General features: G+C 67.0%; 26 protein-coding genes. 13 read left to right on the top strand and 13 right to left on the bottom strand.

The annotated features are described in order from the left end of the window. Positions 1–89: 89 nt before the first annotated feature. The 4 genes from C8E87_RS09680 to C8E87_RS09665 all read right to left on the bottom strand — a co-directional run bounded on the left by C8E87_RS09680 (position 90) and on the right by C8E87_RS09665 (position 3,462). A complete protein-coding gene (locus C8E87_RS09680; RefSeq protein ID WP_133872769.1) occupies positions 90–1,817 on the bottom strand; it encodes an MDR family MFS transporter in 1,728 nt (575 codons plus the stop codon). Next, positions 1,814–2,248, bottom strand: coding sequence for a MarR family winged helix-turn-helix transcriptional regulator (locus tag C8E87_RS09675; RefSeq protein WP_239079985.1), 435 nt, complete (start codon positions 2,246–2,248; stop codon positions 1,814–1,816). The genes C8E87_RS09680 and C8E87_RS09675 overlap by 4 nt, the downstream gene beginning before the upstream one ends. A gap of 101 nt (positions 2,249–2,349) precedes the next feature. Further along, positions 2,350–2,949, bottom strand: coding sequence for a class I SAM-dependent methyltransferase (locus C8E87_RS09670; protein ID WP_133872767.1), 600 nt, complete (start codon positions 2,947–2,949; stop codon positions 2,350–2,352). A 36-nt stretch (positions 2,950–2,985) separates the two neighbouring features. Then, positions 2,986–3,462, bottom strand: coding sequence for an AfsR/SARP family transcriptional regulator (locus tag C8E87_RS09665; protein WP_133872766.1), 477 nt, complete (start codon positions 3,460–3,462; stop codon positions 2,986–2,988). 220 nt (positions 3,463–3,682) lie between these two features. Between C8E87_RS09665 and C8E87_RS09660 the strand changes: the two genes are divergently transcribed. Further along, entirely contained in the window at positions 3,683–4,336 is a 654-nt protein-coding gene (locus C8E87_RS09660; protein ID WP_133872765.1) for a response regulator, read from the top strand. Between the two features lie 109 nt (positions 4,337–4,445). Here C8E87_RS09660 and C8E87_RS09655 read toward each other — a convergent pair whose 3' ends face one another. Continuing rightward, positions 4,446–4,703: a hypothetical protein gene (locus C8E87_RS09655; RefSeq protein WP_133872764.1), complete on the bottom strand. Its 258-nt coding sequence runs from the start codon at positions 4,701–4,703 to the stop codon at positions 4,446–4,448. Positions 4,704–4,881: 178 nt separating this feature from the next. Between C8E87_RS09655 and C8E87_RS09650 the strand changes: the two genes are divergently transcribed. Further along, on the top strand, positions 4,882–6,024 hold the full coding sequence (locus C8E87_RS09650) for a hypothetical protein (RefSeq protein WP_133872763.1): 1,143 nt from the start codon (positions 4,882–4,884) through the stop codon (positions 6,022–6,024). A 55-nt stretch (positions 6,025–6,079) separates the two neighbouring features. Here the strand turns inward: C8E87_RS09650 and serA are convergent, their stop codons facing one another. Together serA and C8E87_RS09640 are read right to left on the bottom strand one after the other, a co-directional pair. Beyond that, positions 6,080–7,294 carry a phosphoglycerate dehydrogenase gene (serA, locus tag C8E87_RS09645; RefSeq protein WP_133872762.1) on the bottom strand — a complete coding sequence of 405 codons (1,215 nt, stop codon included), beginning with the start codon at positions 7,292–7,294 and terminating at the stop codon, positions 6,080–6,082. Positions 7,295–7,504: 210 nt separating this feature from the next. Then, the gene (locus C8E87_RS09640; RefSeq protein WP_133872761.1) at positions 7,505–7,810 is read right to left on the bottom strand and encodes a hypothetical protein; all 306 of its coding nucleotides are present in this window, start codon (positions 7,808–7,810) and stop codon (positions 7,505–7,507) included. Positions 7,811–7,917: 107 nt separating this feature from the next. On the opposite strand from C8E87_RS09640, the gene C8E87_RS09635 reads away from it, so the two are divergent. Together C8E87_RS09635 and C8E87_RS09630 are read left to right on the top strand one after the other, a co-directional pair. Then, a complete protein-coding gene (locus C8E87_RS09635) occupies positions 7,918–8,136 on the top strand; it encodes a hypothetical protein (RefSeq protein ID WP_133872760.1) in 219 nt (72 codons plus the stop codon). A 41-nt stretch (positions 8,137–8,177) separates the two neighbouring features. Beyond that, complete coding sequence (locus C8E87_RS09630) at positions 8,178–9,035, top strand: DMT family transporter (RefSeq protein WP_133872759.1); 858 nt, start codon at positions 8,178–8,180, stop codon at positions 9,033–9,035. Here the strand turns inward: C8E87_RS09630 and C8E87_RS09625 are convergent. After that, positions 9,030–10,133 carry a sensor histidine kinase gene (locus C8E87_RS09625; RefSeq protein WP_133872758.1) on the bottom strand — a complete coding sequence of 368 codons (1,104 nt, stop codon included), beginning with the start codon at positions 10,131–10,133 and terminating at the stop codon, positions 9,030–9,032. The two genes, C8E87_RS09630 and C8E87_RS09625, sit on opposite strands and share 6 nt — an antisense overlap. After that, entirely contained in the window at positions 10,130–10,786 is a 657-nt protein-coding gene (locus C8E87_RS09620) for a response regulator transcription factor (protein WP_133872757.1), read from the bottom strand. The genes C8E87_RS09625 and C8E87_RS09620 overlap by 4 nt, the downstream gene beginning before the upstream one ends. 124 nt (positions 10,787–10,910) lie before the next feature. Here C8E87_RS09620 and C8E87_RS09615 point away from each other — a divergent pair, with 124 nt between their 5' ends. The 5 genes from C8E87_RS09615 to C8E87_RS09595 all read left to right on the top strand — a co-directional run bounded on the left by C8E87_RS09615 (position 10,911) and on the right by C8E87_RS09595 (position 15,208). Continuing rightward, entirely contained in the window at positions 10,911–11,459 is a 549-nt protein-coding gene (locus tag C8E87_RS09615; protein ID WP_133872756.1) for a hypothetical protein, read from the top strand. Then, positions 11,456–12,508 carry a peptidoglycan-binding protein gene (locus tag C8E87_RS09610; protein ID WP_166661127.1) on the top strand — a complete coding sequence of 351 codons (1,053 nt, stop codon included), beginning with the start codon at positions 11,456–11,458 and terminating at the stop codon, positions 12,506–12,508. Before C8E87_RS09615 ends, C8E87_RS09610 begins: the two co-directional genes overlap by 4 nt. Next, positions 12,505–13,164 carry an ABC transporter ATP-binding protein gene (locus C8E87_RS09605; RefSeq protein WP_133872754.1) on the top strand — a complete coding sequence of 220 codons (660 nt, stop codon included), beginning with the start codon at positions 12,505–12,507 and terminating at the stop codon, positions 13,162–13,164. The genes C8E87_RS09610 and C8E87_RS09605 overlap by 4 nt, the downstream gene beginning before the upstream one ends. A 1-nt stretch (position 13,165) precedes the next feature. Further along, positions 13,166–14,314: an ABC transporter permease gene (locus tag C8E87_RS09600; protein WP_133872753.1), complete on the top strand. Its 1,149-nt coding sequence runs from the start codon at positions 13,166–13,168 to the stop codon at positions 14,312–14,314. A 183-nt stretch (positions 14,315–14,497) separates the two neighbouring features. Continuing rightward, positions 14,498–15,208, top strand: a complete 711-nt coding sequence (locus C8E87_RS09595) for a DUF5753 domain-containing protein (RefSeq protein ID WP_133872752.1) — start codon at positions 14,498–14,500, stop codon at positions 15,206–15,208. On the opposite strand, the gene C8E87_RS09590 is transcribed toward C8E87_RS09595, so the two are convergent. Next, complete coding sequence (locus tag C8E87_RS09590) at positions 15,205–15,417, bottom strand: DUF397 domain-containing protein (RefSeq protein ID WP_239079986.1); 213 nt, start codon at positions 15,415–15,417, stop codon at positions 15,205–15,207. The two genes, C8E87_RS09595 and C8E87_RS09590, sit on opposite strands and share 4 nt — an antisense overlap. Before the next feature lie 311 nt (positions 15,418–15,728). Between C8E87_RS09590 and C8E87_RS09585 the strand changes: the two genes are divergently transcribed. Continuing rightward, a complete protein-coding gene (locus tag C8E87_RS09585; protein WP_166661126.1) occupies positions 15,729–16,640 on the top strand; it encodes a helix-turn-helix domain-containing protein in 912 nt (303 codons plus the stop codon). Positions 16,641–16,675: 35 nt separating this feature from the next. Here the strand turns inward: C8E87_RS09585 and C8E87_RS09580 are convergent, their stop codons facing one another. Continuing rightward, entirely contained in the window at positions 16,676–17,125 is a 450-nt protein-coding gene (locus tag C8E87_RS09580) for a DUF6232 family protein (protein ID WP_133872749.1), read from the bottom strand. A gap of 1,235 nt (positions 17,126–18,360) precedes the next feature. On the opposite strand from C8E87_RS09580, the gene C8E87_RS09575 reads away from it, so the two are divergent. Beyond that, on the top strand, positions 18,361–19,038 hold the full coding sequence (locus C8E87_RS09575; RefSeq protein ID WP_133872748.1) for a hypothetical protein: 678 nt from the start codon (positions 18,361–18,363) through the stop codon (positions 19,036–19,038). 81 nt (positions 19,039–19,119) lie between these two features. Here C8E87_RS09575 and C8E87_RS09570 read toward each other — a convergent pair whose 3' ends face one another. After that, entirely contained in the window at positions 19,120–20,514 is a 1,395-nt protein-coding gene (locus tag C8E87_RS09570) for an ApeA N-terminal domain 1-containing protein (protein ID WP_133872747.1), read from the bottom strand. 287 nt (positions 20,515–20,801) lie between these two features. On the opposite strand from C8E87_RS09570, the gene C8E87_RS09565 reads away from it, so the two are divergent. Together C8E87_RS09565 and C8E87_RS09560 are read left to right on the top strand one after the other, a co-directional pair. Next, positions 20,802–21,977, top strand: a complete 1,176-nt coding sequence (locus C8E87_RS09565) for a hypothetical protein (RefSeq protein WP_133872746.1) — start codon at positions 20,802–20,804, stop codon at positions 21,975–21,977. Positions 21,978–22,482: 505 nt separating this feature from the next. Then, positions 22,483–23,844, top strand: a complete 1,362-nt coding sequence (locus tag C8E87_RS09560) for a helix-turn-helix domain-containing protein (RefSeq protein WP_166661125.1) — start codon at positions 22,483–22,485, stop codon at positions 23,842–23,844. Here C8E87_RS09560 and C8E87_RS09555 read toward each other — a convergent pair. Then, positions 23,841–24,404: an NUDIX hydrolase gene (locus C8E87_RS09555; RefSeq protein WP_133872744.1), complete on the bottom strand. Its 564-nt coding sequence runs from the start codon at positions 24,402–24,404 to the stop codon at positions 23,841–23,843. The genes C8E87_RS09560 and C8E87_RS09555 overlap by 4 nt on opposite strands. Positions 24,405–24,420 lie beyond the last annotated feature (16 nt).

The following is a 24,420-nucleotide window of genomic DNA, read 5'->3' as shown; positions in this document are numbered from 1 at the left end:
AAAACTAGCGCCCCACGCTTGTCGAGCCCGTGGAAAGGCGAACGCCTGCGCCGGGAAGAGGGCGCAGGCGGTCGGCGAAGCGGAACTTGTCACTTGTCCTTGGTGGTGGGGAGGGGTTCTTCGATGTCGACGGGGAGCGGACCCGCACCGACCTCGCCCGGCACTCCCATGCTGTTCTCGGCGGCCAGGGCGTCGTCGGCTCGTTGCTGCTGGGCCGAGCGGAGGCTGAGCGGGATCTCGGGGAGGAACAGCACCACGATCAGGCCGACGATCATGACGGCGAGGGCCAGCAGGAAGACGACCTGGATGCCGTCGGCGAAACCGACCTTGAAGGGGTGGGCGACGACGTCGGAGAGCCGGCTGAGCCATGACGTGTCGTCGAGCTCGCCGCCACCGGTGGCCCGTTGGAGCAGCTGGGCCTGGGCCGGGTTCTCCTGCAGGGAACGCTGGAACTCTCCGCTGCCCTGCGCGGTCTGGAAGGCCGACTGGATCTTGCCGGGGAGCACGTTGAACAGGACCGAGAGGAAGATCGCGGTGCCGAGCGTGCCGCCCATCGAGCGGAAGAACGCGACCGAGCTGGTGGCGACGCCGATCTCGCGCGGGGAGACAGCGTTCTGCACGGCGGTGATCATCGGCTGCATGTTGCCGCCCAGGCCGAGGCCCATCAGCACCATGATCAGCATGACGCGCCAGAGCGGGGTGTCGGCGCCGACGGTGGCGAACAGGCCGAGCGCCGCCACCATCAGCGCGCTGCCGATGATGGGGAAGATGCGGTAGCGGCCGGTGCGGGCGATCAGCTGGCCCGAGATGATCGAGCCGGACATGATGCCGACCACGAACGGGATCATCTGCAGGCCCGCCATGGTGGCCGAGGAGCCCTTCACGATCTGCAGGTACAGCGGCACGGTCATGAGGCCGCCGAACATCGCCATGCCGAGGATCGTGCTCGAGGTGGCGCCGACGCTGATGGTGCGGTTGCGGAAGAGGCGGAGAGGCAGAAGAGCTTCATCCCCGTACGCCCGTTCGGCGAACACGAAAGCGACGAGGCCGATCGCGCCGATGGCGTAGCAGGCGATCGCGCGCGGCGAGTCCCAGCCCCAGGCACGGCCCTGCTCGGCGATGGTCAGCAAGGGCACCAGGCCCACGATGAGGGCGACCGCGCCGGGCCAGTCGATGCGGTGGTCGACGCGCTGGTGCGGCAGGTGCAGCACGCGGGCGACGACGGCCATGGCGGCGATGCCGATCGGGACGTTGAGGTAGAACACCCAGCGCCAGCCGTCGACCCACAGGATGTTGTCGGCGCCGGCGAAGAAGCCGCCCAGGATCGGGCCGAGCACGCTGGCGGTGCCGAAGACGGCCAGGAAGTAGCCCTGGTACTTGGCACGCTCGCGGGGCGGCACGATGTCACCGATGATGGCCAGCGCCAGCGACATCAGACCCCCGGCGCCGATGCCCTGGATGGCCCGGAAGGCGGCCAGCTCGTACATGTTCTGCGAGAGGCCGCAGAGGAACGAGCCGACGACGAAGATGCCGATCGCGAACAGGAAGAACGGACGGCGGCCGTAGATGTCGGAGAGCTTGCCGTAGAGCGGCGTGGAGATCGTCGACGTGATGAGGAAGGCCGTCGTGGCCCAGGCCTGAATGTTGAAGCCGTTGAGGTCGTCCGCGATGGTGCGGGTGGCCGTCGCCATGATCGTCTGGTCGAGGGCGGCCAGGAACATACCCATCATGAGACCGCCCAGAATCGTCAGGATCTGGCGGTGGGTGAATTCCAGTGACGCCTTCGCGGGCGGTGCTGCGGGGTTGGAGGTGCTCACGCGTTCTCCCGTGGTGTGGCGAGTTGAGCCTCGACCGAAGTGTTGAATTCTGCGAAGAGGCCGACGAAGGTGGCGATCCGGTCGGCCGGCCAGTCGGCGAGCGCCTCGCGCAGCCAGCTCTGCCGGGCCTGTTGCATCCGCTCGACGGCGGCCAGGCCGGCCTCGGTGATCGCGATCCGCGAGGCGCGGCCGTCGACCGGGTCGGCCTCGCGCCGGGCCAGACCGGCCTTGACCAGCTGGGCCACCTGACGGCTGACCGTGGACGGGTCGGCCTGTTTGATCTCGGCGAGATCGGTGGCCCGGAGCGGACCTCGGAACCGCAGCGGGAACAGCAGCATCAGCGCGGAGAAATCGGCGCCGAGATCTCCGAGGTTCAGCATGCTCTTGGCCCGCGCGACGACGCGGGCGAACCGCATAAGTTCGTCCGCCAACCGCGGGATGGTGTCCTGAACGTCGTGGTCCTGCACGATCCGCCGCTCCGTGAGCCGATGAAGAATGCGTGCACAATACAACTGTTTAGGTGGTGAAAGCATTAACGCATGCGCCAGACTCCTGTGACGAGCGTCTCGGCTTCCTCGAGGGCGGCGGGAACAGGCACGGCATACTCGGCGATCCGCTCGAAGAGGCGATCGGGGAAGTACCCGCGTCCCGGGTCGCCGACCAGGACCTCGGCCGCGTCGCGGCGGGCGGCGCGCAGGCGCTGGGTCATCTCGGCGGCCACGGTGGGGCTGTAGAAGACGTCGCCGGCCAGCAGCACCTGCGGCCGGTCGATCGAGTCACTCAGCGTGACCCCGTTGGCCTCGGCGTTGCGGACGGCCTGGGCCACCGCCCGCGGGTCGACGTCGCTTGCGGCGACCTCGGCCGCGCCGGCCTTGGCGGCGGCAATCGCGGCGATGCCGCTGCCGGTGGCCAGATCGAGGACGCGACGGCCGGCGACCGTCTCGGGACGGTCGAGCAGGAATCGGGCGAGGGCCTGGCCGCCCGCCCAGACGAAGGCCCAGAACGGCGGCGGCTCGTCGCTGCGGAACTCGCCGCCGGCCGAGTCGAACAACCCGGCGGAATCGGCCGCCAGGTGCAGGGAGATCTCCGGGGCCAGGGGCACTGTACGGAGGTGGGTCGTGGGCTGCGGCACGCCGCGATTCTGCGCCGCGGCGGCCCCGCTCGCGCGCTAATTGGCGTGCGTCACATCTTCGAGCTTGCTCCGGTACGCCGCCCTGGCCTCGGCGGCCCACGGCAGGTCTTCCTCTTCCAGCAGCGGGCGGCACGCGACGAACGACGCGGCAGTCAGCGGCTTGACCCGGCGCTCGGCGGGCCGGCCGAGGGCTGCGGTGATCAGCTCGTCGAAGCGCGCGACGTCGACGCGGACCCGCTCGGGGTCGAGCGACCAGCGGCCGTCCCGGCGCCGTAGCACCGAGTCGCCCGGGGTCGCGCCGGGCTCCAGGCGGTCGCGCAGGACCGACATGTCGCTTTCGACACTCTTCTTCTTTTCTCCCAGCACGCCGGCCAGCTCCGAGGTGGACATTTCGCCTCGCAGGGCGAGCAACGCCAGGATTCGCCGCGGGTGGTCGCCGCCGAAATCCGTTCCAGCCAGGAGGACGCCCCTGGTCCGGACCTCGACGCGACCGAAAAGCTGGATGTCGAACATGTTTCGAAACTCTGCAAGTGAGACAGTAAAACCGGCAAGCCCCAATGCGGGGGGTGATCTCATCCGAAAGACGGGTTATCGCGGCCGCTCGGCCTCATCCGATCATCGGCCGTACCGCCGGATCGGATCCGGGCCGGTGCGCCGCCCGCCTGTTGGTACGGCAAAGATGAGTGCGGGTACTCCTTAGACTTCCACGGGTCGGATCGGGGAAAGGTGGCGCATGACTAACGGCGATGCGATCAGCGTGCTCGTCGTCGACGGCCACCAGACGTTTGCTGAGCTGCTCGGACACGCCCTGGCCGGCCAGCCCGACCTGCGTTACGTGGGGCACGCGCTCACCGGAGCGGAAGCTCTGCGGCTGGCCGCCGAGCTGCGTCCCGACGTCATCCTGCTCGACCCCGATTTGTCCGATGCGGACGGAATCGCGATCGCCGAACTGCTCCGAGTGCGCCAACCGGACACACGTGTGGTGATCCTCACTGCCAGCGCCGAGTCCGCGCTCGTCGGGCGGGCCACGGCGGCCGGGGCGGCCGGTTTCCTCTCCAAGAACGGCGCGCTCGGTGACGTGCTGAACGCGTTGCGCACGGCGCACGGCGGCGGGATGACCGTCTCGACAGACATCCTCGCGCGGCTGCTGCGCAGCACCAGTCCCGTGGTCGGCCCGCGTGGCGGCGGGCTCACCGCCCGTGAGGACGAGGTGCTCCAGCTCATGGCGGCCGGGCTCGACGCGCGGGCCATCGCCCGGCGGCTCGGCATCAGCCTGCACACCTGCCGCGGTTATGTGAAGGCGGTGCTGGCCAAACTCGGCGCGCACAGCCAACTCGAGGCCGTCGCGATCGCCACCCGGCGTGGCCTGGTGCGACCCGGCCGGTAGTAACGGTAAGTAGTTCCCCTCGGTACTCATCCGGGAAGAGGTGAAATCCGTACCTGTTTCCGGGGACGGCCGCCACGCGGCGCCGATCACAGGTTCCAGGGGAAGGGCTTCACGTGGACCGGACAGCAGCTGACCGAGCAGCGGCTGGCGGAACACCGTCCGATGTGGCGGTGGACGAGCCGTCGAGTACGGGATCGCCTGGCGGCGGCTCCCGCGACAGGATGTATCGGCGGCCACCCGCCCGCCCGGCGGCGGACGAACCGCCCTGGTTCGGCGCCGCCGAACCGTCGACCACGGGGGAGACCCCGGCGGTGACCTCGCCCGATTCCGGGCCGGCCGCGCCGAGCCGCATCTCCTTCGGTTTCACGGCGACACCGATTTCGCCCGTACGTCACCCGGCGTCACCGATCTCACCGGCAGCTCCGGCGGCGACCGGGCCCGGCGCGGCTCCCGCACCGACCGCGGGTGCCACGAGGCCCGCGCCGACCGGATCCGGCCCGGCCCTTTCGCCTACGGGCTTGGGCGCGCCCTCGACTGATCTGCCGATGCGCCGGGCCTCCACCCACACCGGGGAGCAGCGCCGCATCAGCGCCGCCGCTGCCGAGCCTCGCGGCGCCACCGACACCGGCGGGCTCGCCCGGGCCGACTCCAGCGAGTTCCGCCGGATCATGGACGCCCGGGCCATGGACGCGCACACGCGCGAGCCGCGACCGACCGACCTGCGCCGCCCCGAGGGCCGTGGCGGTGACGCCCGCGGCTTCGACAGCCGTGACCCCGACGGTCTTGGCTTGGACAGTCGCGGCTCTGACGGCGTCGGCTTGGACGGTCGTGGCTCCGACACCGGGGAGTTCCGGCGCTTCCTCGAGGCCGGCGACCGCCCGGCCGAAACCGGTGAGCAGCGCCGGGTGGCTGTGGCCGCCCCTGCGGCCCCGCCCCGCCAGTCCCGCGCGGTCACGGTCGGCATCGTCATGCTCAGCCTGATCGTCCTGGTGGCCGGGGGCGTCGTCGGCGTCGCCTACTTCACCGGCACCGACGATCGGCTCGACGACGTGCTGCAGCTCGGCGCGAGCGGCAAGTCGGGCGAACGGGTCGTCACCGCGCCGCTCGACAACCGCAGCCAGGCCAGCTTCGAGGTGCTGGCGGCGACCAACCGGGTCAACGTCTCGATCGGCGAGCTTGGCGACGACCTCTATCGCATCTCCACCCCGGAGGACGCCGGCATCCGGCCCGACCCGGTGATCACCCAGGACGACGTCAAGCTGCAGGTGACCAAGGACGGCGGCGGCACCGGCGGCGAGATCGACATCGTGCTGGCGGCCAAGGTGCGGTGGGCGCTGCGCTTCTCCGGGTACGCCGAGGAGCAGGTCATCAACGTCACCGGCGGACAGATCAGCGGGCTGGAGCTGGTCGGCGGAATGCGGACGGCCCAGATCAACCTGGCCCGCCCGACCGGCACGGTGCCGATCAAGGTGAACGGCGCGGTCGAGAAACTTGTGGTGAGCTCACCGACCGGCAGCCCCGTACGGATCAAGGTCGGCGGCGGCGTCAAGACGGTCGTGGCCGGCAACCGCACGCTCAAGGACGTGGCGCCCGGCTCGACGCTCACCCCCAAGAACTGGGCGGTGCCGAACCGCTACGACATGGGCGCCGGGGCGCCGATCAGCGCTCTGACCATCGAGAACGGCTGAACCCCGTACGGGGAAAAGGGGCGCTCCCGATCGAGGAAGCGCCCCTTTCCGACGATCAGGACAGGACGCGCAGCCGTACGGTCTGCTCCATGGCCCGCAGTTGGTCGAGCACCTCGCTGCTGAAGCCGCCGCCGATGTCGGTGATCAGGTAGCCGTACTCGCCGCGGGTGCTCAGGAGCTGACCCTCCACATTGACGTGGTGCTCGGCGAGGATGCTGTTGACCTGGGCCAGCACGCCCGGGGTGTTGATGTGGACGTGGCCGATGCGGCTCTGGCCGGCCTGCTCGGGCAGCGCGACACCGGGCAGGTTGACGCTCAGCGTGGTGTTGCCCTCCTCGACGAACGCGGTCAGCTTGTTGGCCACGAACCCGCCGATGTCGGACTGCGCCTCCTCGGTGGAGCCGCCGATGTGCGGCGTCAGGATGACGTTGGGCAGGCCGCGCAGCTCGGAGACGAACTCGTCGCCGCGGCCCTTGGGCTCGGTCGGGAACACGTCCACCGCCGCGCCGGCCACGTGGCCGCTCTCGAGGGCCTGGCGCAGCGCGACGTGGTCGACCACGATGCCGCGGGACAGGTTGAGGAACAGGGCGCCCTCGCGCATCCGCTTGAACTGCTCGGCGCCGAAGAAGCCGGCGTTGCCGGGGCGGCCGTCGACGTGCAGGGTCACGACGTCGCTGGTCTCGAGCAGTTCCTCGAGGCTGGCGCAGCGGTGGGCGTTGCTCAGGGCGAGCTTGTCGGCCGTGTCGTAGAAGGACACGTACATGCCCAGGTTTTCCGCGAGCACCGACAGCTGGGTGCCGATGTTGCCGTAGCCGACGATGCCGAGGCGACGGCCGCGGATCTCGTGGGCGCCGTCGGCCGACTTGTCCCAGACCCCGGCGTGCATGAGCGTGTTCTTCTCGGTGAGCCGGCGGGTCATCGAGATGATCTCGGCGATTGCCAGCTCGACGACCGAGCGGGTGTTGGAGAACGGCGCGTTGAACACGGCGACGCCGTTGGCGCTGGCGGCGGTGAGGTCGATCTGGTCGGTGCCGATGCAGAACGCGCCGATCGCGACGAGGCTGTCCGCGGCCTCGAGCACCTTGGCGGTGACCTTGGTCTTGGACCGGATCCCGAGGAGGTGGACGCCGGGGATGCGCGCGATCAGCTCGGACTCGTCGAGGGCGTTGCGAACGGACTCGACCTCGTAGCCGGCGGCCTCGAGCCGGGACACCGCGTCGGGATGGATGCTCTCCAACAGAAGGACTCGCATCTTGGCCTGGTCGCTCATCTTGTTCCGATCCGTGATTTGAGGTTTTGGCCAGTCCGGGCCGCCACGCCGAAGCCCGGCCACCCAGCCTAGTGCCCTGACCTGCGAGCCTCGGGGCAGTGTGCTCGACCTCCCATCAGGTGCTCGCCCCGGCCGCACCGGGCTGAGATACGCAGGCGGCCCCGCCGCGGTTCAGGCCGGCGGCCCAGGGCCGTCACGTGCGGTTTTCCGTCACAGGTGGCGCCGCGGCCAGGGCCGCACCTCGTCGGCCTGGCACCGCTGGAGCGCGCGCACCGACGGCAGGCCGGGCGGTGGCGGGAGCCGGGAGAAGTCGCGGAGGAACCCGGCGAACCGGGCTGCCACGCCGGCCACGTTCCGCAGGTCGAGGTCCGCGATCACCCGTTCGGGGTTGCCGCCGTGCACGATGACGTTGAGCGCCAGCAGCACCCGGTCGAGCCAGGACGGCGCGGTGGCGGCCCAGGCCGGTCGATGATCACCAAGCGGCCGCCCGGGCAGCGTGTCGCCGCCGCTCAGCACGCCCGGGGACGTTCCCGGCCCCGCGCTCCGCCCGAACCCGAACGCTCAGGCCTGCGCACCCCAGCGGGCGAGAGGGTTTTGTCGTACCGGCGCGGAAGAATGCCGCCATGTCGTCGAGAGATGCCGGCTTCGAGCCGGTGAACTGGCAGGTGCGGCTGCACGCCGCCGTCGAGGAATCCACCCGTCGCCGCCGGGAGCGCGAGGCCGACCGGCGCGAGTTCGCCCGGCGGCGTGCGCACGGCCTGATCGACCGTCACGCCGCCCGGCTGGCCGACATCCAGCGGCGGCGGGCCGCGGCGGCCGGGGTGAGCCAGGACACGGGCTGAGCCCTGGTCCGGGTCTGGCAGACTCAGTTGAGGGGGTGCAAATGGGATCGCTGGGCTGGGCGGTCGCGTTCTCGGTGCTCTCCGCGGCGAGTTATGCGGCCGCGGCGGTCGCCCAGGAGCGCCTGGCCGAGAACGGTCAGCGAGGCCTGGCCCGGTGGGCCGTCGCGCTGCTGCTCACCGGCGGCGGCGTCGCACTCCACGTCGTCGCGCTCAACTTCGGCACGGTCGCGGTGGTGCAGGCCCTGGGCACGCTGACGCTGCTGTTCGCGCTGCCCATCGCCGCCGTGCGGTATCGCAGCCGCATCGGCCGTGCCTCCTGGATCGACGCGATCCTGACCGTTGTCGGCCTCGCCCTGATCCTGTCGCTGTCGGTCGAGTCGTCCACTCCGGCCGCGCTGGCCGGGCCCGCCGAACGTCATCTCACGGTGGTCACCCTCGCGGTGGTGGCCGTGCTGACGGCGGCGGCCCGGCCGGCCGGGCCGCGGTTGCGCTCGGTGCTGCTGGCGGCCGCGGCGGGCACGGCGTTCGGCATCTCCTCAGTGCTGTCGAAAGCGGTGCTGGCCGCGTTCACCGGCGGGGGTGTCGAGGCCGTCTCCCCGTTCACGGCCGTCGCTGTGCTGGTCTTCGCCACGGGCGGCTACCTGCTGGGACAGCTCTCCTACGGGCGGGCCGGCATGGCCGCTCCGCTGGCCACCGTCAGCGTGGCCAACCCGATCGTCGCCGCGACGGCCGGCGTGGTCGTCTTCGACGAGGGCTTCCGCTTCGGCGTTCCGGGTCTGTTCGTGGTCGCCTTCGCGGCCGTGGTCATGACCGTGGGCGTGATCGGCCTGGCCCGCCGGGCCGCGGCAACGTCCCTGGCCGACAGCCGCGACGGCCGGAACACAGCCCCCGTCTCATAACGCGCGCGGCAGGGTGACAGTCACCACCAGGCCGCCCTCGTCGCGGGCGTCGGCTCGCACGTCGCCGCCGTGAGCCCGGGCAACCGCCCGCACGATCGAGAGCCCGAGACCGGCGCCGGGGGAGTGCAGCCGTTCGGCGGCGTACCGGTGGAACGGCTCGAACAGGCCGGGCACCTCGTACCGCGGGATCACCGGGCCCGAGTTGCTGACCTCGAGCACCACCCAGCCGTCGAGGCGTATGCCGGTGCGCACCCGCACCCAGCCATCGGCCGCGACGTTGTGCCGTACGCCGTTCTCGACCAGGTTCTGCACGAGACGCTCCAGCAGCACGGGGTTCCCGGCCACCGTCGCCTCCTGCGGTTCGGTGAGCACCTTGACCGTGTCGGACACCGCGACGTGGTCGACGATGTCCGCCAGGTCGACATAGGAGCGTTCGGCCACCGGCCGTTCCGACTGGGCCAGGAGCAACAAGCCGTCGATCAGCCGGCTGTGCCGGTCGTTGATCGCCAGCAAGGTCGTGCCGAGCCGGCGCACCTCCTCCGACGCGGTCGCCGGCGTGAGCGCGACCTCCAGCAGCGTGCGGTTCAGGGTGAGCGGCGTACGCAGCTCGTGCGAGGCGCTGGCGATGAACCGGCGCTGCCCGTCGAACGAGTGGTCGAGGCGGGCCAGCATGACGTCGAACGTGTCGGCCAGCTCCTTGATCTCGTCCTGCGGGCCGCTCAACGCGATCCGCTCGTGCAGGCCCCGGTCGGCGTCGGGCGCATCGGCTATCCGGCGGGCGGTGGCCGTGATCTGCTGCAACGGCTGCAGCATGCGCCCGGCGACGAGCCAGCCCAGCGCTATCGTGGCGGCGCTGACCACCACGAGCACAATCGCGCCCTGCGAGACCAGGGTGGCGAGGGCGTCGTTGCGGCTCTCGTCGATGAACTGGCGTGTCTCGCCGACACCGGGCAGCGGCGAGGTCAGGTCCGACCGGGCCAGCACCGTCGGCAACCGCTGCGAGAACAGCACGGCGGTCGCGCCCAGCAATGCCATGCCGGCCAGCACGAACAGGCCGCCGTAGACGAGGGTCAGCCGGCCGCGCACGGTGAGTCTCATGGGATGCGATACCCCACTCCCGGTTCGGTGAGCACGACGGGCGGCTCACCCAGCTTCCGCCGCAACTTCAAGATCGTCATCCGTACGGCGTGGGTGAACGGGTCGGCGTTCTCGTCCCACGCCTTCTCGAGCAGGGTCTCGGCCGGCACCGCAGTGCCGTCCGCGCGCAGCAGCTCGGCCAGCACCGCGAACTCCTTGCGCGACAGCGGAACGTAACGCCCGTCGCGGAACACCTCACGGCGGTGCGGGTCGAGGCTGATCCCCGCGCGGCGCAGCACCGGCGGGGCGGCCGGACGCGACCGCCGGCCGAGCGCGATGACCCGGGCGCTCAGCTCACGCAGGGCGAACGGTTTCGGCAGATAGTCGTCGGCCCCCAGCGACAGCCCGGTCACCCGGTCGTCGATTCCCGCCGCGGCGGTCAGCATCAGCACTCGGGTGTCGCCGTCGCGCTCGACCAGCGCCCGGCACACGTCGTCGCCGTGCACGCCGGGCAGGTCGCGGTCGAGCACCACCACGTCGTAGTCGTTGACATCGACCCTTTCCAGCGCGGCGCCGCCGTCGTGGACCACGTCGACCGCGTGCGCGTCGTGCCGCAACCCCTGCGCCACGGCCTCGGCCAGCAGCGGCTCGTCCTCGACCACCAGGATCCGCATCCGTCCATCCTGCCGCGTGACGGTGTCACCTGGGCGTCACGTTTCGGCGTGACGGCCGGGAAACGTGGCGCTCGCTTCACTCGACGCCGATGGCAGCCCTCCGGCTGCCGGTGAGGAGTTGATGATGCGTACGGGAAAGGTGGTTGTGGCCGTCCTGACAGCGCTGCTCGTGTCAGCGGGCTGCGCGGACCAGGCCGGCGACGGGGACGGGGTGGCGACCGCGCGGACGGGCGCCGCGACCGCGAGCCCGTCGGCCACCAGGACGACATTCGACGGCGACGCGCCGCTCAAGTACGCGCAGTGCATGCGCGAGCAGGGCATGACCTGGTTCCCCGACCCCAACCCGGACGGCGGCACCTCGATCCGGGTTCCGAAGGGCATGGATCCGAAGAAGTTCGAGGCGGCGCAGAAGGCGTGCCGGGAGTTCGCACCGAACGGCGGGGAGGCCGCCGAGGCCGACCCCGAGATGATCGAGATGGGCCGGAAGATGGCGAAGTGCATGCGCGAGAACGGAGTTCCGGACTTCCCCGACCCGCAGCCGAACGGCTCGATCCAGCTCGACCGCGGGAAGATCAGTTCGGGGCCCGGTGACCCGGCGTTCGACAAGGCCGAGCAGAAGTGCTCGCAGTTCCGGCCGCAGGGACGCGCCGATCGAGGCGGGGTGAAGTCGTGAACCGCCGCCGGACCACCGGAGTGGTAGCCGGTGTGCTCACCATCGGCGCCGTCGCCGCGGCGGTCACCGTGATCAACCTACCCGCGGCGGAGAGCGGCGACAGCACGACCGGCAGCGGACCTGCGGAAACGGCCGAGATCACGAAACAGACGCTCATCGACCGCGAGTCCCACGACGGCACGCTCGGTCACGGCGACACCAGCACGGTCGCCGCGCGTGGCTCGGGCACGCTCACCGCGCTGCCCGCGAGCGGCGCCGTGATCACCCGCGGCAAGCCGCTGTACCGCCTCGACAACAGACCCGTGACCCTGCTGTACGGGACCTTGCCCGCCTACCGCACCCTGCGGCCCGGCGTGGAAGGGGCCGACGTGCTGCAGTTCGAGAAGAACCTGCGCGCGCTCGGTTACAAGGGGTTCACTGTGGACGACGAGTACACGTCCGCGACCGCCGAGGCCGTCGAGCAATGGCAGGACGACCTTGGCCGGCGGGCGACCGGACGGGTGGAGAGCGACCAGATCGCGTACGCGAAAGGGCAGGTCCGCGTCGACTCGCTCAGCGCGGAAGTGGGCGCCGTCGTCCAGCCCGGCGCCGAACTGCTCAAGACGACCGGCACGACGATGGTGGCGACGGTCCGCCTCGACGTCGACGACCAGCGCCTGGCCCGCAAGGGCGCGACGGTCGAGGTCGAGATGCCCGACGGCGCCGGCGTCCCCGGGAAGATCACGGCGGTGGAGACCGTCGTCGAACCGGGCCAGGGCAACGAGGAGGACACCACCAAGATCGAAGTGACGATCGGTTTCGCCCGTACGCCCGAGGGGTTGGACGAGGCCGCGGTGGCGGTCGGCTTCGTCGCCTCGCAGCGGGCCGACGTGCTCACCGTGCCGGTCGCGGCTCTGCTCGCGCTGGCCGAGGGCGGCTACGGGCTGGAGATCGTCGAGTCCGGCGCCACCCGCATCGTGCCGGTCGGAACCGGGCTGTTCGCCGACGGCCGGGTCGAGGTGTCGGGCGAAGGCATCCGGGCCGGCCTGAAGGTGGGGATGCCGTCGTGAACGCGGTCGTCCAGCTGGCCGGCGTGACCAAGACATACCCGGGCGGGGTGACAGCGGTGCGGTCGGTCGACCTGACCGTCGAGTACGGCGAGCTGGTGGCGATCGTCGGCCCGTCCGGCTCCGGCAAGTCGACAATGCTGCACCTGATCGGCACGCTCGACCGGCCCACCCAGGGTTCGGTGCGCATCGACGGGCACGACGTGGCGACGCTCGGTGACCGGCAACTGTCGGCGTTACGGGCCGGCCGGATCGGCTTCGTGTTCCAGCAGTTCCACCTGGCGCCGGGCCGGACAGCGATCGCCAACGTGGCTGACGGGCTGCTCTACACGGGCGTACGGCGAAACGAGCGTGAGCGACGCGCCGAGGCCGCCCTCGTCAGGGTCGGACTCGGCGATCGGCTCGGGCATCGGCCCCACCAGCTGTCCGGCGGGGAACGCCAACGGGTCGCGATCGCCCGCGCGGTGGCGGGGGACCCGGCCCTGCTGCTGGCCGACGAACCCACCGGCAACCTCGACTCCGTCTCCGGCGCCGGAGTGGTCGCCCTGCTGCGGGAACTCAACGAGGCCGGCACCACCGTCCTGGTGATCACCCACGACCACGAGATCGCGGGCAGCCTGCCCCGGCAGGTGCCGATGCGTGACGGGCAGGTGATCTGAGATGCGCCCCTCGGATCTGGTGCGCCTGGCCTCGTACGGGCTGCAGTCGCGGCCGACCCGGGCAGTGCTCTCGGCCCTCGGCATCGCGATCGGCATCGCCGCCATGACCGCGGTCGTCGGGATCTCGTCGTCGAGCCGAGCCGACCTCGATCGGGAGATGGCCGCCCTCGGCACCAACCTGCTGACCGTGGCGCCCGGCCAGACAATGTTCGGCGAACAGGCAGTGCTGCCCGACTCGGCCCTGTCGATGATCAAACGGATCGGCCCGGTGCACGCGGCCACCGCAACCGGACAGGTGCCGCAAACGGCGGTCTACCGTACCGACAAGATCCCGTCCGGGGAGACCGGCGGGCTCAGCGTGCTGGCGGCCTCGCCGGACCTGCTGGCGACCGTCGGCGGTTCGCTCGCGCACGGCAGCTGGCTCAACCCCGAACACCCGACCGTGGTGCTCGGATCCACGGCGGCCCGCCGGCTCGGCAACGTGCCCTCCGTCTACATCGGCGGGCGTTGGTGGACGGTGACCGGCGTGCTCGACCCGGTGCCGCTGGCACCCGAACTCGACCAGTCGGTGCTGGTGGGCTGGGAGTCGGCCGCGACGTACCTCGGGTTCGACGGGCACCCGACCACCGTCTACACGCGCTCGGCCGATGCGCTCGTCGAGGCCGTACGGGCAGTGCTGGCGCCGACAGCCAACCCGTCGAGCCCCGACGAGGTGAAGGTGTCGAAGCCGTCCGACGCGCTCGCCGCGCGCCGGGCCACCAACGACGCGTTCACGGCCCTGCTGCTCGGCCTGGGGGCGGTGGCCCTGCTGGTCGGGGGCATCGGGGTGGCCAACACGATGGTGATCTCGGTGCTGGAACGCCGGGCGGAGATCGGTCTGCGACGGTCCCTCGGGGCCACACGGGGACAGATCCGCGCCCAGTTCGTCGCCGAATCCCTGCTGCTGTCCCTACTGGGCGGCGCGGCCGGGGTGTTGCTGGGCTATCTGGTCACGGGGTTGTACGCGGTAACCCGAGCCTGGCCGACGGTGGTGCCTCTGTGGGCCCTGCTCGGCGGCGTGGGCGCGACTGTGGTGATCGGGGCGATCGCGGGGTGGTATCCGGCCGTGCGGGCGGCCCGCCTGTCCCCGACGGAGGCGCTGACGGGGTAATCCACAACTCTGACGATGCGGACCATCGGCCGGTGCTCCTTCCTGGAGAACGGCTGGTGGTCCGTTCCGGCTGTTCGATCCCCGGCGCTCGTACGGCGCCGTCTCCATGGGGTCTTTTCCGCGCTCACTGGAGGAACAGCCGCAGGGCACGAGCGTGGGGCCCGGAACCTCCGCGTGCCCTCTATGGGGGCGTCGGCGGCTCAGTGTACTCTGCAGTCCGCGTTCGGAAAACTGCAATCGGCTGTTTGCGTGCCGCAATCAGGCTACCATCGGTCCATGGAGGGCGTGACGATGACGAAGATGTTCGACAACCTGCACGACTCGGAGGCCTTTCGGCGGCTCCGGGACGCTGAGAGAGTCGCTCGGACCGTCTTCTACAACGCTCCCTACCTGGTCCCTGGCGTGCTTCAGGTGCCGGCGTACGCGGAGGAGTCATTCCTCGGCATCTCCGGCTTGGCGGCCTCCGACGAGCGCGCCACCGATCGCGTACGGCTCCGCAACGAGCGGCACGCGGCGTTCATCAAGCGGCTCGAGAGTCACGACGCCCCGCAGGTGAACGTCGTCATCGACGAGTCGGTGCTGCGCCGGATGCGCGCCGGTTCGGACGCGACGCGGAAGCAGATCGAACATCTCATCGAGCTGTCCCGTAAGCCGAACGTCCGCATCGGGGTCGTTCCGTTCGAGCTTGGCGCGCACCCCGGCCTCGCCGGCAACTTCGAGGTTCACGATTCCGTGGACGGCAGCCTGGCCTTCTCGGAGGGGCCGTTCGGGGACGACATCGAGGACGACGATGAGCGGATCGATGCTTATCGGCAGAAGGTGGGTGCGTTGATGAGCGTCGCCGTGACCGGCGACGATGCGCGTGCGCTGATGGCGAAGCTGATCGGCGGCTAGTCGGAGTCCAGGGCGGTCAGCGGCGATCGCTCATCCTTCAGTTCGGCGATGAAGGCTCGAAAGGCGTCGATGTCGAAGGTGAGGACCGGGCCGGAGCGGTCCTTCGTGTCCCGCATCAGCACCTGCTCGCCCTCCCTTTTGATCTCTACACAGTTCCCTGTGCTGCTTCTCCTGCTCTTGTGCCATCCAGGCGCGGTTTCGTTGTCCACTGTGCCTCCCGTGAACGGCGAACGATCGCCCATGGAATCGAACGGCCATGTCGCATGGGCGGCGTGGTGGCGCAACTGAACGCCGTGCCTTCAGCTACGCCTCAGGTCGGACTGCCCCATCGGAGTCGACCGATCACTCACGGTACCTGAAGATTCAACGTTCCGGATCCCTGTGCCGGTGCCAGTGGCGCAATTCGGCCGAGCCGATCATTGACATCTATCCGTGCGGTAGGATTCCGCCGGTAGGCTTCGGCCACCTGCAATTTGCAGGTAGAGCCGCTGAGTGGATAAACCTGCGGAAGGTGCATGGCATGTCGGACGCGTTCGACCAGTCCGTCGTGCCGCTCGAAGAGGTCGGACCCAAGCTTGCCAGGGCGAACGTAGCGCAGCGCCTGAAGTCATTGCGGGAGGGTCTGGGCCTGAGTGTTGCCGGCGTCGCCAAAACCATGGATTGGTCCGTATCGAAACTGACCAGAATCGAAAAAGGCGAGGTCACGGTCCAGCCTTTGGAGGTTCGTGCACTTCTGGGGCACTACCGCATCACCGACCAGAACGTCGTCGCGGAACTGTCCCGGCTCGCCCGGACGTCGCGCTCCCGGCAGTGGTACAGCCGCCATCGTCTGACCGGCGCCATCGCTGACTTCGTCGCTTTCGAGAACGAAGCCTCGGTCATCCAGACCTGGCAATTGCTTGCCGTTCCGGGGTTGCTTCAAACGAGGGAGTATGCGCGCGCCAACACGGCCCGTACGCTCCGGGCCGACCCGAACGACGAGCAGGTAAAAGCGCGTGTGCAGCTTCGCCTCGACCGCCAGCAGGCCCTGTCCGAGCGGCAGCAGGGCGAAAATCCGCCGAAGGTGGTAGCGGTGCTCGATGAGGCGGTGCTCCGGCGCCCGATCGGTGGGCGGGAAGTCATGGCCCGCCAGCTCGACCACCTTCTGGCGCTGGCGGAGAACACAGACGTTTACACCATCGGCGTTGCCCCGCTCGACCTGGAGCACCACTCCGGTCTTGGTGGCTCATTCGAGCTGCTCAAGTTCTCCGGCTACACGCACGGGGACGTGTTGTTCGTCGAGGGTGCCGCCGGAGTGGACTTTCTCATCACTGACCCCGAGGCGGTCGATCGGCACAACGACCTGTTCAAAGATTTGCTCGACTACGGGCGTACGGGCGATCGGGCCCTACAGATGATCAAATCGATCCGGGGCGAGATGCGGGCGGGCTGAGCTGCGCGCGGCTCACCCCGGTCGGCGCGCCCGCGTCAGGGTCGCGGCCGGCGGTTGGCCTCGACCGCGCGGACGACCGCCCGGCGCACCTGCTCGAAGACACGCTGGTTGTCCGAACTGAACAACAGGACCCGGCGTCCCTTGTGCAGAGCGGTCAGTTCCATGTGGCGCGGGTTGCGGTAGTCGTCGATCCAGATCGCCCCGCCCATGCCCACCGCGGCCAGCACGCCGGCCACGCAGAGCATCCAGCCGGCCGTGCCGTGGAGCGCCGCGAAGCCGATGGCCATCAGCAGCTCGAGCGCCCCGCAGTAGAAGGCGATCGCGCGCGCCGGGTGGATGTACAGATAGGTGGGGTCCTCGACAACGAGATCGCGAACCCGGTAGATCGAGTCTTCGGTCTCGATGTGCGTGCCGGTGACCACAATGCCCGGACCTGGGTAGTAGATGGGACTGCCGGTCGCTGAGGTGTCTGAGTTCAGTGTCATGACGGTCCTCCTGACGTAATCGTCAGGTGCACCTCGGCAGTCAGCAACCCTCTCTCGTGCACTCGCCGTCGGCAGCAGGCTGTCTGCAGAACGCAGATAAGACGATTTGCGGCCTTCTATGCAGGTTGATCCCGGACCTGTTTGACAGGTTTACGGCGCTTACGCCTCTTGCGACGCTGAACGAACGCCTCGTGATCCGCTTCGATAGTGAGCGCGCCCGGCAGGATTCGAACCTGCGACCGACGGATTAGAAGCTCCATCCAACCCGTGTTGATCACTCCCCGATCGTCCGCAGCGGTGTCTATCTGTCCAGGTAGACACCGCTGTCGGTTCCGCATGATGATCGGCCATGACGTCTCGTCCAGGGGCGTCCGGGCACACGGCGGGCTCACAAGACCTCCGTTTGCCTTGCTTGGTGCCTAAAGCTGGCGACGTCGCCGGCCACGGCTTCGAGGGCTCCGACCTTCGTCCCTACGGCTACGCGGGGTGTCAACGAGAGGTCTCTTGTCACCCGATAGCTGGTCGTGGGCTGTGCGGACGTCCAACTTGCGGACTAGTGGAGTAGGTCGAGAGCGCTGCCCGATCTTCCGCGGAGTGCGGGGAACATCCGCCTGGCTCGGAGGTGGCGGCGCCGATCCATCGTTTACGGGAAAGCGCCACGCGCGGATCAGGTTGGCGACGGCTGCGAGCAGTTCTGGGCGCTCCTGTGGTGTCGAGCCGCGAAGCACCATCGTGAGCGCCAACAACCCGGTCGTGGACAGTACGGCAGCTGCGCTGAAGACGATCATCGTTGCGTCCGTGAACCTCACGAGAGCTAGTAAAGCGGCGCCGATTGACCTGTTCTCTTAACCATTGCGGAGTTGTAAGTTTCAACGGTGCCGAGGGAGCCGAGCACGACCGACGCCATGGCGCTTGAAGTTCTTGCCAAGCGAGGAATCCAGGTCAGCCCCTATCAGCTAGAACGGTGGCGGGCGCGGGGACTGGTGCCTCGGAATGATCGTCGCGGGTTGGGCCGCGGCTTCGGCACGTACTCAGTACCCTCAGCGGACCTCGTCAGTAGCTTGGAGACGATCGCCTGCGCGGGTGTCCGTCGGACGCAGGTCGAGTGGCAAGTCCTCGTTTACATGCATCGCATGGCCAAGTCGTCTGATGGGGAAGATCGGCTAGCTCGCTTAGCGGAGCGTCCGATTCGGAGATGCCTGGAGTACGCGGTCTTACACGAGAGGCCGGCTGGCATGAACGAGGACGACGCCTACCGCGAGGCTGCGAACCTTGCCCTGGAGGAATTCAATTGGTGGCTCCCGCGTGTGCCGCGAGGCCAAGCTGCCGCGCACTACGAACCGACGGAACTTCGTGAGATGCGTGCAGCCTGCGAGCAAGTGCTCGCGGCCGATCGGATCGGTGTTCTGGCGGTCGGCTCGGAACTCCTTGTAGAGAGTGTGATTCGGCTTCGGTGGGCTCGAACAGAGGCTGAAGCGGAGACGCTTGTCGACTACCTTGACCTCGTTCTGAACAGGCGGCGAGAGCACTTGGACTTGGCTCGGTCTGTCCCGTACGACCAACTGCTGGGTGTGGCTACTAAGGCGGCCCGCGTTGCGGCGTTCGGCAGTACCTTTCCCGATCGACTCGAGAACTCACGCTTCTCTTGGCTGCCTTATCCAGGTTACGCATATTCCGGGTGGTTGGTACTGCTAATGGCGATGTTGATGGACTCTTCACTCGTCGCAGCTGCAAGCGGCTTCCTGAGTTCTCACCCAGAAGACCCTGAAGCAGAGAGGCGGAGGTCGTTCCTGGAGAAGCACGTCGCTGATTTGCGCGGTCGATTTCCGGACGGCATCCCACCGAAACCCAAGCGCTCGATGCTGGTCGGCCTCGAGGAGTTCGTTGATCCGAGGACGGGAAAGTGGCGATGAAATCGCGCGCGACCGTGCGCGAAGTTCACACCTGAGGGCGCAAGCAATCGGGCATCGAGCCGCGGGTGTTGTTCGATCAGCCTATGGCGTGGAGATGAACCTTCCCGCCATCACCTCGATTCCGTTGGCCTTCATGTCATCAAAGATTCGGGATATCTGCCATCCCTTGGCGTACTTGGCTACATTTGTGCCGGCGTTTGGGAGGCGTTGAAGAATGGCCATCCGTGCTAATGCCAAAGAAAGCTTGCCTGCATAGATGCTGTGGAAGGCGTCGGGAAAGTCGCCGCGATCGGGATGCTTTATCGTGTTGTAGGTACTCGCCATTGCTCTTGCCAGTTCGATTCGGTCTGCCGCTACTGCAGAAACGTCGATGTCCAGTGCCTCGATCACTCGGTAGAAGTACGTGCTGGTTGTGGGCCTAGCGCCTCTGCCGCTCAGAGTGGGTCCTTCCCCCGAAGTGTTACCTAGATTGCTGCCTAGTGCCTCAATGCTCATCGAGCAATTTATGACTTTATCCTCCGCGAAAAAATGGGGCCGCTGAAGTATCGACGCTACGGGGAGGATGGATCGGCGCGACCTGTCATATTCCATCGCCCACCACTCAAGATCCGACGCCGCGAAGTCTTTGCTCGCAATGATCGGCCAGTCCGACGTCGGCACGGCTTCTTGGCTGTTCTCAGCTATGGTGCCCGCCGAAATGACGCGCTCATAAGCCGCGCCGCGCGTCTTGCCGTCGAGCATTCGCATCCCGAATCCGTGGTCTCTCACGAAGTGCTCGACGAAGCGCACTCCAGGCCCGGAAAGAATCGACAACAGGTCGCGGAACTTCCTGTGCTCCGAAAGGTGCATATCGACCGGGCTCGGCTTGGGGAACCGGCTTACGAGGATCACGTCGTCTGCTAGGTGGATACCGCGGCCGCTGCCATCGGCCTGTGTCCAGTGTGTCCAAATGCTCATTCGAGCGGACCCTTGGTTCCACTCAAGACCCTTATTGGGCTCCAGTGTGTAGCGGACTCGCATCCGGCGAGGCCCTGCGCGATCAATGAGCTCCGTTGTGTAATCGATCGACGACAGATCGGACCAGGCGGCCAAGCCGTCAATGCGCGAGACCATCTTTGTAACAAGAAGCTGGCTTTCGGTCTCGCCAGTGCGTTCCGCGAACACGGCCTCTCGTGCTCGCAAGCGACCGATATCGAGATGGGTACCCTTGACGGTGCGGATCACCCTGCAGCCGTAGAGTGAGACGTGTAGGTCCTCTGATCTGAACAGCAGGCTCGATGGCGGTTTGTCGTTGTTGAACCAATTCGCTGGAACCGCAAACTGTTCGGTTCCAAACTCGATATACGGGATTTCTGCAAGCACGCCGAGCTTAGGGTCAACCCAGATCGATCCGACGACACATTGATGATCCGTGCCTTCGGCGTGGATGAACACCCCGGTGCGCTTGTCTCCTGGCTCCAACGCCGACCTGCTCATATCTGGTAGCTCTCCGCGCGGACTACGAACGGTCAGCCGGACTCTAGTGGTAACTTCTGGCCTTGTAAATTGATAAAGAAGTCGCAGATGATCGAGCCGGCCGGACGGGCCGAGATCGATCTTGGAAGCGTCCGGGCCTCAGGACAACCCGACTGGAGGAGGCGTGTAGCGCGATCTTACCCACAAGCGTGGCCGTGGCATCAGTTGAGTCGTTCCATGGGAGAGATCGACCGTGGGAGGCCCTTCAGAAGCTGAACGCCAGTCCTCCGTCATGCGCGCAGGCATGCTTGATCGATTCGGTCATCTATTATTTCGACATGGCCGAAACGCTTCGATTCGATTATCTACGGGACGCACCTGACTGGATCCGGAACTACTATCGGATCCTCCTTGATGTGGAGCTAAGGAGTGTGCGAGGCGAGGGATTCCAGCGTCTCTTCGACGGCGTGATGCGTACGGTCCATGGGCGGAATTATCGCAATACTGCATCTCTAGGAAATTTAGGGGATCAAGGATGCGACGGCTACTTGTTCGAAGAGCGCACGGTCTTTGCCTGCTACGGTCCTGATCCCTATTTTCGGATCAAGGAGGCCGTGGCGAAAATGCGTGCAGATTTGGCAGTAGCAGTCCGACACCTGGAAATACCAGGATTTATGCAAAAGTGGATATTTGTAGTTAACTATCCAGGTACTCATCCGCTGTTGATCAATGAGGCGATATCTGGCAGTGTCGACGGATTGGAATGCGAGGTTTGGTCTCGTACGGATATCGTGGATTTGCTGATGGCTGATGCGCGCCGCCAGCCGCTCGTGTCTGAGTTCGGGAGTATTCCGAAGGAAGCTAAGTCCGTCGGCAGGGCCTATGTTGTGCCAGAATCTACACAGCTCCCGAGACGTTGCGCCGAGGCGGCGATACGACTTATTCGCGCACGGCTGAAATGCGAGAGGTCGAACTATAGATCAGCCCTATCGTACTGGAGCAAGTCGGTTGCTGCCGATCCATTCGGCGCGCTCGTTGCGCAGACACAGTTGCTGCTCGGGTCAATGGCGGCGATGGCGATGGCGGGCTACCTAAATCCCGAAAAGCTGCAGGTGGGGCCGCTACTCCGCGAAGCGGAGATGTCGCGTTCCACTTGGCGCGCTGATGGTCAGAGAGCTTGGAATCTAATGATGGTGGTACTGCATTCTGTCGATGATCACATCCAACGAAAAGACGACGACGCGGCTCCCGATGTGGATCCGATCGGCGACGACCTTGAGAAGCTAATCGCTACTGTGGTGTGCGGAAACCGCTTGGCTCTAGGATTGATTCGTCTGTATTCGAGAAAGTCTGGACAGTTCGAAACTGAATGTCTTGACGAGGCCTGGGAATGGATGCTTCGGATCCCGGTTATGGCGACTCGCGAGGAGTACCAGCGCCGTGCCGCCGAACTGAAGGCAACGGGATTGCTGGACACAATTTGAAGGTGGATCAGGTGCACTCGTAGTACATGTTGGTGTATTCAATTCGGTAGATCTGCGTACGTAGGTGCGGAGTCTTGTTTGACTTTGTATTCAATGCCGTGACCGACCGCAGCCTAATCGTGGAGTTTGCGTTGTCCGTTCGCGGTCATGAATTGAGTGCGTAGCGAGTCACGCCAGCGCTGTGAGTGAAATCTGACTCTTGATTGTCTCGACGCGTTGGTGAAGAGGCGCGATTCGGCGAGTGGGGCGGCGACTCGGAACGGCGCGTCATCGGAGCTGGAAGTGTCACGTTCTTTCGGCAGGCTCAAATTCTGCCTCGGGGCTATCCAGGACATCGGTGGGGCACCGGTTTGTCAGCCGACAGATCCAATACGCCCTATTTAAGATGGAATCTACCATTCCGGGGACCGATGCTGGATGTAGCCTTCCGGTATCAGCAGATCCACGTAGGACGGATCCGCGTATTGCCCTCAACCTGGAGCGAGTTATGTCGCGTCGACGAGCGATGATCGTGGATCCTGACTTTGGAGTTCGACTTCGGGATCTGCGGGAGGCTAAAGGGCTTTCGTTGCGCCGCTTGGGCAGAGCAGTTCATTGCTCGCACGGGTACCTGTGGGATCTCGAAGCCGGCACGAAGCGACCAAGTGCCGCCATCGCCGCGCTGTTGGACGCGGCCTTGGGTTCCGGGTCGGAACTTTCTTCCCTGGTCGTTGAGGTGTCAGCCGACGGCATCCCATCCGCACCAGAAGTCGAACCTGGCCCGGTCAGCGTGGTGGACGGGCTAGAGTTCGCCGCTGACTGGCGACACGGCTTAGATGTCGCTGTGGATCTTTGGCGAGGGGATATGCGGCGGCGAGCACTACTTCGGGGGGTCGGCTTCAGCGCGACGGCGTTCATGCCGCCGGCCATGCGTTGGCTCATGTCGCCGCTCGAAGATCAGCCCACGGGTGGCGGTGAGCGGGCGGTTGGTGGCCCCGACATCGAGACCATACGCCGGATCACGTCGACCTACCGAGCGTTGGACAACCAGTTCGGCGGCGGTCACGTTCGTGAGAGCGTCGTTCGTTTCCTGGACGGCGACGTCACGGAACTGATCAACGGGCGGTACGACGCCGTTACTGGCCGCGCGTTGTTAGCCGCCGTGGCGGAGACAACGCAGTTGGCGGCCTGGGCCTCGTACGACGCCGGGATGCATGGACTTGCACAGCGGTACCTCGTGCAGGCGCTCCGCTTTGCAGCTGGTGCCGGTGACCGTGCCTTGGGTGCGGAGATTCTGGCGGCGATGAGCCATCAATCTGCCTACCGGCGAGCCTCGGCCGAAGCGGTCGATTTGGCTCGGGCCGCTGGACGATCAGCGGTAGAGGCTGGTGTGTCCGCTATCGAGGCGGAGTCCGCTGTGCTGGAAGCCCAGGGCCATGCGGTGAATGGGGATGAGGCCGCCTGCGCTGTTGCCTTGGACAGGGCGGAGAAACTGTTCGACAGGGCCGATCGCACCGCGGACCCGCAGTGGATCGGCTACTTCGATGAGGCTTACCTGGCTGCCAAGTTCGGTCACTGCTTCGCGACTCTCGGACGCGGTGACATTGCTCAGCGATTCGCCACCCGCTCTCTTGACATGGACGGCAAGCAGTACGCAAGGGGTCGTCAGTTCAACCTCGCTCTACTCGCCTTGACGTATGTCCAGACAGGGGAGCCGGAGGAAGCGAGCCGCGTCGGGATCCAGGCGATCGAGGCGGCTGAAGGCCTTCACTCGGTTCGGGCGCGTGACTATCTCACAGATTTGGCGAACCGGCTCGGGAAGCACGTCGGGTTGGCTCCGGTCAGGCAGTTCACCGAGCGAGTACGGCCGGTGCTCCAGGCAAGCTAGAGCTTTCCCTGTGCCTTAAGGAGTTGGACCGCCAGCAATCCTGACACCGAACCGGCGCCGACGATGGAGCCGTCGTCCATGTGCTGCTGAATGTCAGCCAACGGTATCCAGCCGATTCGCTCAGCTTCGTTGATATCAGGTGCCGACCCCGTGAAGTCGGCCCCTCGTGCTAGGAAGACGACGTTCTCCTGGTCGATCGTTCCGACCATCGGTTGGAACGTGACGAGCTTTTCCATGCTGCGCGGACGCCAGCCGGTTTCCTCTTCTACCTCGCGCGCGGCGCAGGTCATGGGATCCTCGGCAGGGTCGAGATAGCCTCCCGGCAGCTCCCAGACCCATCGATCCACGATGAAGCGATGGCGCCACATCATAAGGACGCGTTCTTCGTCGTCGAGAACGATGACCATCGCCGCGCCCGGGATCCGGAGAACGTACTGCTCGAAACGGACGCCGTCCGGGAGCTCCACGTCGGCGATGCTCAGCACCGCGCGCCGGGTGTCATCCAGAACGCGCTCCCCATGGATCGTCCACTCGCTGGCTCGCTTCGGCTCCGTGCTCATGCGTCGAACTGTAGTC

Origin of the sequence: Paractinoplanes brasiliensis, from assembly GCF_004362215.1 — a bacterium.
GTDB lineage: Bacteria > Actinomycetota > Actinomycetes > Mycobacteriales > Micromonosporaceae > Actinoplanes > Actinoplanes brasiliensis.
Note: the sequence above shows the minus strand (reverse complement) of the source record. Positions and strands in the feature narration are given on the sequence as shown.